Here is a 14,171-nt window from a genome sequence, read left to right as displayed (position 1 = left end):
CTATAACCTCTATGCTAGACCGACTTCGACTAACATACGTTCAGCAATTCTCTCTAGCGGCAAATCTTCTGTGGATATACCCGCTTTTGCAACCGCTTGCGGCATGCCATAAACAACGCAGCTCTCTTCATCTTGAGCCCATATGGTTGAGCCTGCACCTTTCAACATACGCGCACCTTCACGACCATCTGCTCCCATTCCCGTCAACACCATAGATAAGACTGAGTCGGAATAGATTTTTGCTGCGCTTCCAAAAGTAACATCAACACATGGCTTGTAGTTCATGCGCTCTCCACCATCAATGATGCGCAGCTTGGCAGAACCTGGTCGACCTTCGATCATCATCTGCTTTCCACCAGGTGCCAAATAAGCGACCCCTGGCTTCAGCGCATCACCGTCAGCCGCTTCTTTTACTTGGATCTTACACAGAGAATTCAAACGGCTAGCGAATGCTGCGGTAAAGGTTGCTGGCATATGTTGAATCAGCACAATTGGGTGTGGATAATTGACTGGCAACTTGGTCAGGATTTTTTGTAATGCAACTGGCCCGCCAGTTGACGTACCAATTGCGGTTAGCTGATACTTTTTACCACTCGCTTTAAAACGCGTCGCTACAGGCGGTTTCGAGGCAGGTGATGTGGGGGAAGGGCGGAGCGATGAACGCGCAGTAGCAGTCTGAGAAGCTGGCTTGGCTGTCGTCGTGGGCTTTGGCATGCTGCGGCGCATCATTGCACGTTTTGACGCGATTTGAATCACGCGCTGCTGCAGCAAAGTGACGGCTTCATCGCGATTACGAGCGATATCTTCAAATTTCTTGGGCAAAAAGTCTAACGCTCCGGCATCAAGCGCATCGAGCGTTGCTTTCGCTCCATCATGGGTCAATGACGAAAACATCAAAATTGGCACTGGGCTTTTTGCCATGATTTCGCGAACCGCGGTAATACCGTCCATGACAGGCATTTCGATATCCATGGTTATGACATCAGGCTTGATTCGCAACGCTTTATCTACTGCTTCTTTACCGTTAGTCGCGACATCAATCACCTCTAAACGTGCATCAGAGTTAATGATTTCACTTACGCGACGACGGAAAAAACTCGAATCATCTACAACTAATACTTTGATCGCCATATTTGTCCTTCTATATTTCGCGATTTAGATTCGAGAAGCAGCAGCATACTGCTTAAGCAAATCTGGCACATCTAAGATAAGTGCAATGTGACCATCACTTGTAATGGTCGCACCAGCCATACCCGGTGTACCTTGTAGTAAGTTATCTAGCGGCTTAATCACCACCTCTTCCTGACCGATAAGTGTATCCACTACAAAACCAACACGCTGGCTACCAATTTGCACAATCACTACATGACCGTGACCTTTACGCAACTCAACTTGACCTGCTTGAGGTGCCAACCAGTTCTGTAGATAGAAAAGTGGAATCGATTTTTCACGCACAATAATGGTTAACTGACCATCAACCACGTTAGTGCGACTCAGATCTAAATGGAAAATCTCGTTTACGCTTGCCAACGGAAGCGCAAATGGGTGATTAGCAACACCAACCATCAGCGTCGGTAAGATAGCAAGTGTTAATGGTACCTTGATGGTAATCTTGGTGCCTTTGCCCATTTCAGAATCAATATCAATTGAACCGTTTAGGGTATTGATCGCTGTTTTTACAACGTCCATACCAACACCACGACCTGAAATGTCAGAGATTTGTTCTTTACTTGAAAAGCCTGGCATAAAGATAAGATTGAAACATTCTTTATCAGTCAATCGTGACGCGGCATCTTCATCCATGATACCGCGTTTAACTGCGATACCACGTAATTTGTCTGGGTCCATGCCGCCACCATCATCGACGATAGCGAGTTCAATATGGTCACCTTCTTGAGATGCAGACAGAATCACTTTCCCTGTTTTAGACTTACCGGCGGCAACACGATCTGCAGGCATTTCAACACCGTGGTCAACCGAGTTACGCACCAAGTGAATCAATGGGTCAGCTAGTGCTTCAACTAGGTTTTTATCTAGATCTGTGTCTTCACCACGCATCTCTAGGTTAATATCTTTCTTCAGGCTACGCGCAAGGTCTCGTACCACGCGAGGGAAACGGCCAAATACTTTTTTGATTGGCTGCATACGCGTTTTCATTACCGCGCCCTGCAGATCGGCAGTGACCACATCTAAGTTCGCAACCGCCTTCTCCATTTCTTCGTCGTCGCTATTTAATCCTAAGCTAAGTAGTCTATTGCGCACCAATACCAACTCGCCCACCATGTTCATGATGGTGTCGAGAGTAGATGTATCAACACGTACTGTAGCTTCAGCCTGAGGTTTCTTAGCCTGCGCTGCCGGTACAGCGGCTTCTTTCTTCGCTGGCGGTTTAGGTGCTTCTTTTGGTGCTGCTTGAGCTACAGGAGCCGGCTTAGATTCAGGCTTAGGTGTTGGTGCTGGCTGAGGAGCTGGATTTGCCGCTACAGGTTTAGTCGCAGCATCAAGCTCTTCAATCGAAGGACCTTTGCCCGAACCGTGAAGATCATCGAGTAGTTTCTCGAACTCGGCATCGGTCATCAAGTCGCTGTCTCCAGCCCCCGCTGCAGGAGAAGGTGGAGGTGGGGGTGGCGCTGCTGCTGGCGTCTCCGGAGCGACTGGTGCCGCCTCGCCTTTACCAGGACCCTGTCCCGAACCATGCAACTCATCGAGCAGCTTCTCAAATTCGTCATCGGTAATATCACCACTCAAGTCTGCGCTCGGTGCAGCAGGAGGTGGCGTGGATGGTGGAGGCGTTGCTTCACCTGCCGCAGAACCAGGCGCGCTGCCTGAACCATGCAACTCATCAAGCAACTTCTCAAATTCATCTTGTGTGATTTCATCAATAGAACCAGATGAAACCTCAGTTTGAGGAGCTTCAACTTGAACAGGCTCTTCGATAACAGGCTCTGCAACTACTGCCTCTTCAACAACAGCAGGAGCATCTGCTACAACTTCATCTTCAGACTCAGGCTTACATAATCGATGTAGCTCGTCGAGCAGAGACTGCTCTGCTGGAGGCAGAGGTTCACGATCTTGAACGGCTTGAAATTGTTCATTAACCGTATCTAAGGCTTGAAGCATGGTATCCATCAGGCCTGCGGTAACGGAGCGCTGTCCATTTCGCAAAATATCGAACACGTTTTCTGCACCGTGACAGGTATCAACGAGTTCTGTTAACGCTAGGAACCCCGCCCCACCTTTTACCGTATGAAACCCACGGAAAATGGCATTGAGGAGATCTTTGTCTTCAGGATTGTTTTCCAGCTCGACCAACTGCTCAGAGAGAAGTTCTAGTATCTCCCCTGCTTCGACTAAAAAGTCCTGTAGGATGTCTTCGTCTAAATCGTAGCTCATATGTTACCTCTAAAACCCAAGACTTGAGAGTAAGTCGTCGACTTCGTCTTGTGATGAAACGGCATCATCCCTTTCTTGAGGGTTAAGGATCGGACCTTCAGGATCCGTAGATGCTTTGTTCTTGTTATTCGTGCTTTCTTCCAGCTGACTCGAACCAAACGCCGTAAGTATTTCGACTAACCTACCTTCGACCTCATCGACTAAGGTAATCACACGGCGAATAATCTGACCTGTCAGATCTTGAAAGTCTTGAGCCATTAGAATCTCGGTTAATTGCCCTCGAAGTTCAGAACTGTCTCCTTCCACTTCACCGAGCAAATCGTCAATACGATGACAGAGCGCCTTAAACTCAGCTAGCTCAATTCGACCATGCATAAGTTCATTCCATTGAGGGCGAACTTGTAGCAGTCCTTCATGGAGGTTGTCCGCTATTGGCATACAGCGGTCAACTGCATCCATTGTTTTATTTGCAGCTACCTCTGTTTTGTCAATGACGTATTGGAGGCGATCCCTTGCATCTGGGATTTCGTCATTGGCAATCTCACTCATACGGTCATCCACGCTGAAATGTTTGATTGACTCATGTAAATCACGAGTCAACTCCCCAATTTCTTGAAACATTGGATTTGAGTTGTTTTGGTAGATATCTTTGACAAGAAGATCCGCTTCTTGCTGCTGACCTGCTTCCAACATCTCTACGAGTTGCTTTGCCTGTTCTAATGAAATCATTCTGAATTGGCCTTTAGCGCCTTAAGTCAATACCTTGACTTATAAACGTTCAAATATTTTATCTAGTTTTTCTTTTAGTGTTGCAGCGGTGAATGGTTTAACGATGTACCCATTAACACCGGCTTGCGCAGCTTCGATGATCTGCTCACGTTTAGCTTCTGCAGTAATCATCAACACCGGCAAGTGCTTCAACTCTTCGTCCGCTCGAATATGCTTTAGAAGGTCAATACCTTGCATACCTGGCATATTCCAGTCTGTCACGACGAAGTCGAACTCCCCTTTCTTCAGCATAGGTAACGCCGTTAAGCCATCATCCGCTTCTTGAGTATTGTTAAACCCAAGATCGCGCAGTAGGTTCTTAACAATACGACGCATCGTTGAAAAATCATCAACAATAAGGATTTTCATGTTTTTATTCAAAATTGCCTCCACTGAGTTCGAGATCAGTGATGTTTACTCATTATTTGTCCATGCACTTAACTTTGTGCGTAGACGCTGCATTGATTGGCTTAGTATTTGGCTAACGCGTGACTCGCTAACACCAATCACCTCACCGATTTCTTTTAAGTTTAACTCTTCATCATAATAAAGCGAAAGTACTAGGGCTTCACGTTCTGGAAGCGATTTAATTGAATCTACTAGCGCTTTTCGGAAAAACTCGTCTGCCACACCCTGAAATGGAAGATTATCTTCATCGGCATCTTCGGGAGAAATTGAATCTTCTGACACTCCGAGATCTTCGATTCCAATCAAACGCGAACAGTTTATATCCGTTAAAATAGTATGGTATTGGTCAAGGCTTATTCCTAGCTGCTGTGCAACTTCTGCATCAGTAGGATCTCTATTCAGTAAACCTTCTAGAGTGGAGATCGCCTGACTAACCTCACGATTATGCTTATGCACTGACCGAGGAACCCAATCCCCACGACGTATATCGTCAAGCATAGCACCTCGGATACGAATGCCAGCATATGTTTCAAAACTAGCGCCTTTACTGCCATCGTAGTTTTTTTGCGCTTCGAGCAAACCGATCATGCCCGCCTGAATAAGATCTTCCACTTGTACACTAGGCGGTAGGCGCCCTAGTAAATGATGAGCAATGCGCTTCACCAGCACCGAGTATTTCTCTAGAAATGCTCGTTGGCTGTTTTGATTCGCATACTGTTCATAAGTCAAAGCCTTATTCACCAAATGGTTCCTCTAGCATCTCAGGTCTATTTAGTAAGCGTTCTACAAAAAACTCAAGATGTCCACTCGGTGTTTTAGGAATTGGCCATGTCAGCGCTTTATTTGCCAATGAACCAATTGCTAGTGCCGCCGGAGATCTTGGGAACGCGTCAACAACAATCTTTTGTTTCTTAACAGATTGTCTAACTTTATCATCCAACGGAATACATGCTACGAGCTCTAGGCTCACATTCAAGAATCGCTCTGTGACCAAGGTCAACTTTGCGAACAATTCTCTGCCTTCTCGATAGCTTCTGACCATATTTGCAACGATTTTAAAACGTTGCACCTGATGTTCTTTGCTCAGCAACTTAATTAAAGCATATGCATCAGTGATTGACGTAGGTTCATCACAAACCACAATAACAACATCTTGCGCAGCTCGAGAGAAACTCACAACCATATCGGAAATACCCGCTGCCGTATCAATCAGCAATACGTCCATTTCGTCTTCTAAGCTACCAAAGGCTCGAATTAGACCAATATGTTGAGCGTGAGATAGCTCAGTCATTGATTGAGTACCAGATGTCGCTGGAATGATCTTAATACCGTGCGGACCTTCTACAATCGCATCTTTAAGTTCACATTCACCCGCAAGCACATGGCCTAGGTTGCGCTTTGGCCGAATACCGAGCATTACATCGACATTGGCCAACCCAAGGTCAGCATCTAATACCATGACTTTTTTGCCTTGGCGCGCCATTGAGATTGCCATGCCCAACGTTACGTTTGATTTACCAACACCGCCTTTACCACCCGTTACCGAAATAACCTTGGTCAATGATGGCTGTGTTAAGCGGCGTAATCCGCTTGCTTGGTCTTGTATCATATTTTTAGTCATAATCGTCCGCCGCCTAGAACCTCTCCGCTTCACTATTCCAGTAGTGAGGTTCATCTTCTGTCGACTTCTCTAATAATTCGTTTGCTTTTGCGACCATATATTTAGGTTGCGCTATCACAATATCTTCCGGAACTCGTTGTCCATTCGCTATGTAGGCAACGGGTAAAGAGTTCTGTACAACTACGCTGACAAACTCACCTAAACTCAGTGATTCATCTAGTTTAGTCATAATACAACCAGACAACGGAATACGTTTGAAATGGTCAATGGTCTCTTGCAGTACCTTTCGTTGCGCCGTTGCAGGCAAAACTAAGTAGCTGTGGATCATTTCTCCGCTTTCATGCATAAGCGTATCTAATTGCTCAGACAGCCTTACATCACGCTGCCCCATACCTGCGGTATCAACTAGAATTAGGCGACGATTTCGTAATTGATATATTACATCGGCTAACTCATTGGAATCTTTAGCGACTTTTACAGGACAACCCATAATTCTTCCATAAATCGCTAATTGCTCATGCGCACCAATACGATAAGTATCTGTTGAAACCAGTGCCACATTATCTGAGCCGTACTCCATTGCGGCGCGTGCCGCCAGTTTTGCAACAGTGGTGGTTTTACCCACACCAGTAGGCCCGAGCAAAGCAACCACACCACCTCGTTTTAAGATATCTTGTCGAGAAATAGGGATCTGATCTGACACCAATCCGAGTAATGCTTTCCATGCCTTAGTCGGAGGTGTGTCTTCCGGTATATAGCAAGCAAGCTGATCAGCAAGGTCAGATGAAACACCCATGCGCTCAAGACGTTTGATTAACATGGCTCGCAGAGGCTCTCGACGCTCTACCTCTTGCCACATCAGGCCCGAAACTTGATGTTCTAGAAGCTGACGTATTGACGTCATCTCTTCTTTCATCTCTTCCAAGTCTTCACTTGAGACCGGAGGCTCTTCACGACGCTGTCTTTCATAACGCGTTGGATCTAATTTGGCGGCTGGCTTATCTACCCGGCGATCTTCAGCAATTAAACGCGCAAGTGGCGAATCTTCTTTGAGCTGTACATTATCTCGAGACGGATCACGTGACGCTGACTGCCTTTTTAGCAACGCTGAAAGTGAGTCTTGGTTATCGCTGCCCTCTTGCTCGACAGCATCGGCACCATTTGTGCTGTATTGCTTAAGCATAGTGGCAAAACGCTTAGTCATAGAGCGACCAGAATCGGCTTGAGTTTGCAAACTGACTTGATCATCGTCCAATGTACGTTGGTTTGGAGTAGGAATACTTGCAGGGGCCTGGCGAGTATTGTTATGGCGAGGACTTGAGTTATAGCCGTTACTTTGGCGCTTAACTCCTTCAGCACCATCGACAGCCGCAACGATCTCTACACCACCCGCGACTTTTTTATTTGACATGATCACCGCGTCATCACCTAACTCCCCTTTAACTTGGAGTAAGGCGCTGCGCATGTCTTTGGCAAAAAATCGTTTAATCTTCAAATTAAGTACCGTATCTCAACGCATCCATTCTAGTTTCCAACCGCTTGAACAATGCGAATTTGTTTCTCGTCAGGGACCTCTTGATAAGAGAGAACTCTTAATGAAGGAATCGTATTTTTGACAAACTTAGCTAGCGTAGAACGTAGTACACCAGAGGTTAGAAGTACCGCTGGTTCACCTTTAAGCTCTTGCTCTTGTGTCGCTTGGCTTAATGATGATTGTAGTCGTTCTGCTAAGCCTGGCTCAATTCCCGCCGATTCCCCGCCTGAAGCCTGCATTGTTTGATGCAATATTTGTTCCAGCTCAGGAATAAGAGTAATGACTGGCAGCTCAGGCTCTATCCCATTGATTTCCTGGACAATTAATCGTTTTAACGAGATGCGCACTGCAGCCGTAAGAATGTCAGCTTCTTGACTCTTACTTGAGTATTCGGACAAGGTTTGAACAATAGATCTAATATCTCGGATTGGTACCGCTTCATTAAGCAGGTTTTGCAACACTTTCACTACCACGCCCAATTGAAGCTGATCCGGTACAAAACTTTCTACTAGCTTAGGCGTGCTTCGACCCAACATTTCGAGTAGGTTCTGAACTTCTTCATGGCCAATAAGCTGAGAAGCATTGTTAGTCAGTAGTTGGCTAAGGTGAGTCGCCAACACCGTTGAAGAGTCAACCACTGTATAGCCAAGTGCTTGAGCATGCTCACGTTGCTCTTCTCGAATCCAAGCGGCTTCGAGGCCAAAAGCAGGATCGATGGTCGGCTCGCCTTCAATCATTCCATAAACCTGACCTGGGTTAATCGCCAACTCCATATCTGGTCGAATTTCTGCCTCACCAACTGCGACACCCATCAAGGTAATACGATAACTGTTGGGCGTAAGCTCTAGATTGTCTCGAATGTGTACAGCAGGGATTAAAAAGCCGAAGTCTTGGGAAAGCTTCTTACGCACCCCTTTAACGCGTTCTAATAACTCACCACCTTGGTCTTTATCCACCAATGGAATTAATCGATATCCCACCTCTAGTCCAATAATATCAACAGGCTGAACGTCATCCCAAGATAGTTCTTTCGGCGTTGTTGTCTCTTGCTCTGTCGTCGCTTGAGTGCTTGGCTCTTCCGCCGCTTTCTTCTGCTTGCGGAAGATCCAGTAAGCACCACCACCCGCAATAAGCGCAAGTAGTAAAAAAGCAAAGTGCGGCATGCCAGGTACTAGCCCCATCACACCGAGTATGCCCGCGGTAATCATGAGTGCTTTCGGGTTGTCAAACATTTGAAAGGCAACCTGTTGACCCATATCTTCATCAGTGTTTTGGCGTGTAACCATGATCGCCGCGCCAATGGAAAGGAGTAGCGATGGGATTTGTGCGACCAAACCATCACCAATGGTCAACAGAGTATAGATTTGCAGTGCTTCCTTGAAGCCAAGGTCATACTGGATCATACCGATAGAAAGACCGCCGATAATGTTGATAAACAAAATCAAGATACCGGCAATGGCATCTCCTTTTACAAATTTCGAAGCACCATCCATAGAACCGTAGAAATCTGCTTCTTTAGTAACTTCTTGACGCCTTGTTCTTGCTTGGTCTTGATCAATGAGTCCAGCATTTAAATCGGCATCGATAGCCATCTGCTTACCCGGTAACGCATCCAAGGTGAAACGTGCACTCACTTCCGAAATACGTCCTGCACCTTTGGTTACAACCATAAAGTTAATGATCATCAAGATAAGGAAAACAACCAGACCAACAGCATAGTTGCCACCGATAACCACACTACCAAAGGCTTCAATCACCTTACCTGCCGCACTTGACCCTTCATGACCATAGAGAAGAACAACACGTGTTGATGCGACGTTTAACGCCAAGCGCAGAAGCGTCGAGATAAGTAACACCGTGGGGAAAGCAGCAAAATCAAGTGGTCGACGCGTATATACCGTCACCAGTAAGACAACCATCGCTAACGCGATATTGAAGGTGAAGAACAAATCGAGCAAAAATGCTGGAATTGGCAGAATAACCATTGCCAATGTCGACAATACCATAACTGGCGCGCCAACAGCGGGCATCGCACGTTGAGGGATTGGAGGCAATTTGTCCGTAAACGGCAGAGAAAACTTCATAGTTGAGTAGCTACAATAGTCTGAAAAAGAAGAACTTGGACTAGCTATGCAATATCTAGTCCAGCAACTCTGTCAAATTAATGGCTGCGCAATAACTCAGCGCAAGGGGAGTTTGTGTTCGGCAAGCATATGACCAACACAAATTGGCCAAACTCAGTCGCTACGGTTGAATATTAAAAGCAACTTCGCCCGTTAACTTCTCTAAAGAATACTCTATGCATGTGAGCCCAGAGGTCGGGAACATTGGCGGGGCAAGGTCAGGCACAAACTCAGCTGTTAGATATCCGACTAGAGGTAAATGCGACACCAGTAAAATACGCTCATAGCGATGTACATCAATAAGGGCCGATACATAGTCTGCCACTTGCTCCGAGTCGCCATATGGCGTGATCTCATCACAAGTTTCCACTTGGTCGGAACTGAAACACTCCGAGATCTCTTGCCAAGTCTGTTGGGCTCTAATGTATGGACTTACAAGCACTTTATCAAACTGTGAGAAACCTCTTTTAACACAGGCACGGGCGACAGCAACAGAAGCACTTCTACCGTTGTTTGTTAGCTCTCTCTGGGCATCGGATTGAGCAAAGTGCTCGGCTTCCCCATGGCGCATGATGAAAATTTTCATGGCATTTTCCTAATACTATCCGCTTTATTTCTGGCGCGGTTTTATTTTTGTCGTGCTGGTTTAAACACAGCTTCATTGTTATCAAGTGTTGAGCTATTTCGGCCCCAACATCAGCGTGGACCTATAAACAATTATATCAACTCTCTAACTAAAGACCCCGACTTTCTTAACACTATTTAAAGCTAATCAGTTCAGTTCTTTGACCCATTTTGCTCATATTTCTCAAACAGATAGTTTGCAGTCGACTACATCCGAGTCATAATTACTCTATTGTCTATAAGACCACTTAAACAGTTTCGGAGAGTGTACTGTGCACATTAGCCCCAATGATACGAACCAATATCGTTATCTTACCTTAGCTAACGGAGTCAGGGTTTTATTGATTCACGATCAAGGTGCGCAAAAATCAGCAGCAGCCCTCGCGGTCAATGTGGGTCACTTCGACGACCCATCCGATAGAGAAGGTCTCGCCCATTATTTAGAACATATGTTGTTTTTGGGCACAGAAAAATACCCCAAAGTCGGAGAATTTCAAAGCTATATTAATCAGCATGGCGGCAGTAATAATGCGTGGACAGGTACCGAACACACCTGCTTCTTCTTCGATGTAACACCCAATGCATTCGAGTCAAGCCTAGATCGCTTCAGTCAGTTTTTTACCGCCCCACTTTTCAACCCCGAAGCATTAGACAAAGAACGCCTAGCTGTTGAGTCTGAATACAAACTTAAACTCAATGATGATTCAAGAAGGCTCTATCAAGTCCATAAAGAAATTGTCAATCCCGCTCATCCCTTTAGTAAGTTTTCTGTTGGCAACTTAGAAACATTAGAGGATCGTAACGGTGAGTCGATCAGAGAGGAAATTATTGCCTTCCACTACGAGCAGTATTCTGCCGATTTAATGACGTTGGCTGTGACTGGCCCTCAGGATCTAGATGAACTTGAAACAATGTGTCATGAAAAGTTCTCAGCGATCCCAAATCATCAATTAGCCGGAAAGTGCATTACAACGCCATTTACTGATCAGTATTCAACCTCGATTTTGGTCAAAGTAGAACCCGTAAAGGAGATCCGAAAACTGATTCTTACCTTTCCTATGCCAAGCATGGATCAGTACTACCAAAGCAAACCTCTGTCTTACTTTGCCCACTTGTTAGGTTATGAAGGTAGCGGCAGTTTAATGCTAACACTCAAAGACAAAGACTGGATCACCTCTCTATCTGCTGGCGGTGGCACCAGTGGCAGCAACTATCGTGAATTTACCGTTAGCTGCGCGTTAACTCCGCTTGGCCTCGATCACATTGATGATATTACCCAGGCTGTCTTTAGCTATATCTCTTTGATTAGCGAGAAGGGGCTAGATGAGTGGCGATACGCAGAAAAGCAAGCGGTCTTGGAGTCAGCATTTCGTTTTCAAGAGCCCACTCGTTCACTCGATTTAGTCAGCCATTTAGTTATTAATATGCAGCATTATCAAGAAGAGGATGTTGTTTATGGTGATTTCATGATGAATCACTATGACGAGTCCGTCCTAAAATCTTTGTTGCAATATTTCACTCCGGCCAATCTCCGTACAACACTTATCGCACATGGGTATGAATACACCAAAGCGGCTAAATGGTATTTCACACCTTATTCTGTAAGTGCATTAGCCCATGAGCAAATAGAACATTACTTACGTCCTAGCCCATTGGTCTTTGAACTGCCCGAAAAGAATCCTTTTATCTGCTATGACTTAGACCCAAAGGAATTAGAGATTTCTCACTCTGTACCACAAGTATTAGAAGAGTTACCAGGCTTTAAACTTTGGCACTTGCAAGACGATGAATTTCGCGTCCCAAAAGGCGTGGTTTATATCGCCATTGATAGCCCTCATGCCGTAGCCAACCCACGCAATATTGTTAAGACTCGCCTCTGCGTCGAGATGTTTCTAGACAGCCTCGCTGCTGATACTTATCAAGCAGAAATCGCAGGGATGGGTTACAACATGTATGCTCATCAAGGGGGAGTAACGTTAACCATCTCAGGCTTTAGTCAAAAACAGCCAGAACTGATGAAGCAGATCTTAACTCGCTTCGCCCAACGTGAGTTCAGTAGCCAGAGATTTAATACCATCAAACAGCAATTACTAAGAAATTGGCGTAATTCAGCTCAAGATCGTCCAATTTCACAGCTTTTCAATGCACTTACTGGGATTTTACAACCAAACAACCCACCTTACTCAGTATTGGTGGAAGCACTGGAATCAATCGAAGTCGATGAGTTGGCAAGTTTTGTCGAAGCCATACTAGCTGAGTTGCATGTTGAAATGTTTGTCTACGGAGATTGGACTCGAGCCGACGCCCTTGCTCTCGGTCACACCTTAAAAGATGCACTTAGAGTGCAAAACCAACAGTATGAAGAAGCACTACGCCCACTGGTTATGTTAGGTAAAAATGGCTCGTTCCAACGCGAAGTGTTCTGCGATCAAGAAGACTCAGCGACGGTACTCTACTATCAATGTGACGACACTAGTCCAAAAAGTATCGCCCTATATTCATTAGCCAACCACCTAATGTCAGCCACCTTTTTCCATGAGATTCGTACTAAGCAGCAGCTTGGCTATATGGTAGGTACAGGCAACTTACCACTAAATCGACACCCAGGTATTGCGTTGTATGTGCAATCTCCCAACGCTGCTCCGATTGACTTGATCAGCTCAATAGATGAATTCCTCAACGCATTCTATATGGTGCTATTAGAGCTAAACGAGTACCAATGGCATAGCAGTAAACGGGGATTATGGAATCAGATCTCAACCCCTGATACCACCTTACGCGGCCGCGCTCAGCGACTGTGGGTTGCTATTGGCAATAAAGATACGGATTTCAATCAGAAAGAGGTGGTTTTGGAGGAGCTCAAAACCTTAACCCGCACAGATATGATTCGCTTCGTGGTCAATGAACTCAAACCACGCACAGCGAATCGACTCATAATGCACACTCAGGGTAACGCGCATCATGAATCAGAGACGCTTAACCTAGGTATGGAAATAGGCTCAATTGAAGAGTTCCAATTAAGACCACAAGATATTGAGTTAGGCTAGCCTGCCTGCTCAGATTCAACAATGTTCTTCAATGAATGGGGGTGAAGCTTAATGCACACCCCTTGCCATTTAAATGCAACCGTTGGGTTGTTCAAACGCTCACCTTCCCCTTTCGGGCTTGATAGCTTGGTTTTGATCCCAAGATCTGACAGTCGCTCCCACTGAGCCGCAAAATCAGGAAATTGCTTCTTTAAATCTACTAGGTAATCATCTGCGGTTTGCGCAGTTGAAGGAACAACAAACTCGACATGCTCCCAATTCTGCTTTGGGTAGATTTTCCCGGGCGCTGGGTAAGGCAGTTCCAAGCACTCAATATCCCAACCATGGCTATTCAAAGCTTGCTCAAACAGAATTACGATGATTGAGCGGCCATTAATCTGAGCATTCGAAATGACCTTCCCTTCTTTTTGCCACTCTTGATGCGCTAATTTCGCTAGTTCAGCATCATTGATACGCAAAGCGATATGATCAGCCTGAAATGGCTTGAGATTAATATGCAAAGTATCGCTTAAACCTTGAATTTTATGCATAAATTCATCAAGGTTTGTTTTCATTTGAGAAGGCATTAATTCAGCGTTGAACAGCGGTTGTGACATTTTTTCATACCCAATGTGTTGATTTTTCCCCAATACTAACAAGATCGTCAGGAAAAG

At 45.4% G+C, this 14,171-nt stretch carries 11 protein-coding genes; 1 reads left to right on the top strand and 10 read right to left on the bottom strand.

What is annotated here, in order from left to right:
- Nucleotides 1–9 precede the first annotated feature (9 nt).
- The 9 genes from ZX61_RS21955 to sixA form a co-directional block, all read right to left on the bottom strand.
- The gene (locus ZX61_RS21955) at nucleotides 10–1,131 is read right to left on the bottom strand and encodes a protein-glutamate methylesterase/protein-glutamine glutaminase (protein WP_049846712.1); all 1,122 of its coding nucleotides are present in this window, start codon (nucleotides 1,129–1,131) and stop codon (nucleotides 10–12) included.
- A gap of 24 nt (nucleotides 1,132–1,155) precedes the next feature.
- Nucleotides 1,156–3,393: a chemotaxis protein CheA gene (locus ZX61_RS21950; RefSeq protein ID WP_049846711.1), complete on the bottom strand. Its 2,238-nt coding sequence runs from the start codon at nucleotides 3,391–3,393 to the stop codon at nucleotides 1,156–1,158.
- A gap of 9 nt (nucleotides 3,394–3,402) precedes the next feature.
- A complete protein-coding gene (locus ZX61_RS21945) occupies nucleotides 3,403–4,122 on the bottom strand; it encodes a protein phosphatase CheZ (protein WP_049846710.1) in 720 nt (239 codons plus the stop codon).
- Nucleotides 4,123–4,161: 39 nt separating this feature from the next.
- A complete protein-coding gene (gene cheY, locus ZX61_RS21940; protein ID WP_019277848.1) occupies nucleotides 4,162–4,530 on the bottom strand; it encodes a chemotaxis response regulator CheY in 369 nt (122 codons plus the stop codon).
- A 45-nt stretch (nucleotides 4,531–4,575) separates the two neighbouring features.
- Nucleotides 4,576–5,310 carry an RNA polymerase sigma factor FliA gene (locus ZX61_RS21935; RefSeq protein WP_049846709.1) on the bottom strand — a complete coding sequence of 245 codons (735 nt, stop codon included), beginning with the start codon at nucleotides 5,308–5,310 and terminating at the stop codon, nucleotides 4,576–4,578.
- The gene (locus tag ZX61_RS21930; protein WP_049846708.1) at nucleotides 5,303–6,190 is read right to left on the bottom strand and encodes a MinD/ParA family protein; all 888 of its coding nucleotides are present in this window, start codon (nucleotides 6,188–6,190) and stop codon (nucleotides 5,303–5,305) included. The genes ZX61_RS21935 and ZX61_RS21930 overlap by 8 nt, the downstream gene beginning before the upstream one ends.
- A gap of 13 nt (nucleotides 6,191–6,203) precedes the next feature.
- On the bottom strand, nucleotides 6,204–7,685 hold the full coding sequence (gene flhF, locus ZX61_RS21925; RefSeq protein WP_049846707.1) for a flagellar biosynthesis protein FlhF: 1,482 nt from the start codon (nucleotides 7,683–7,685) through the stop codon (nucleotides 6,204–6,206).
- A gap of 29 nt (nucleotides 7,686–7,714) precedes the next feature.
- Nucleotides 7,715–9,808 (bottom strand): flagellar biosynthesis protein FlhA, encoded by a 2,094-nt coding sequence (gene flhA, locus ZX61_RS21920; RefSeq protein WP_049846706.1) that lies wholly within the window; start codon nucleotides 9,806–9,808, stop codon nucleotides 7,715–7,717.
- A gap of 160 nt (nucleotides 9,809–9,968) precedes the next feature.
- On the bottom strand, nucleotides 9,969–10,433 hold the full coding sequence (sixA, locus tag ZX61_RS21915) for a phosphohistidine phosphatase SixA (RefSeq protein WP_049846705.1): 465 nt from the start codon (nucleotides 10,431–10,433) through the stop codon (nucleotides 9,969–9,971).
- A 310-nt stretch (nucleotides 10,434–10,743) separates the two neighbouring features.
- Between sixA and ZX61_RS21910 the strand changes: the two genes are divergently transcribed.
- Nucleotides 10,744–13,518, top strand: coding sequence for an insulinase family protein (locus tag ZX61_RS21910; RefSeq protein ID WP_049846704.1), 2,775 nt, complete (start codon nucleotides 10,744–10,746; stop codon nucleotides 13,516–13,518).
- On the opposite strand, the gene ZX61_RS21905 is transcribed toward ZX61_RS21910, so the two are convergent.
- Entirely contained in the window at nucleotides 13,515–14,114 is a 600-nt protein-coding gene (locus ZX61_RS21905; RefSeq protein WP_049846703.1) for a VOC family protein, read from the bottom strand. The two genes, ZX61_RS21910 and ZX61_RS21905, sit on opposite strands and share 4 nt — an antisense overlap.
- Nucleotides 14,115–14,171 lie beyond the last annotated feature (57 nt).

This window comes from Vibrio sp. VPAP30 (assembly GCF_001188205.1).
GTDB lineage: Bacteria > Pseudomonadota > Gammaproteobacteria > Enterobacterales > Vibrionaceae > Vibrio > Vibrio bivalvicida.
The sequence above is the reverse complement of the archived record's forward strand: the minus strand, read 5'-3'. Positions and strand labels throughout refer to the sequence as shown.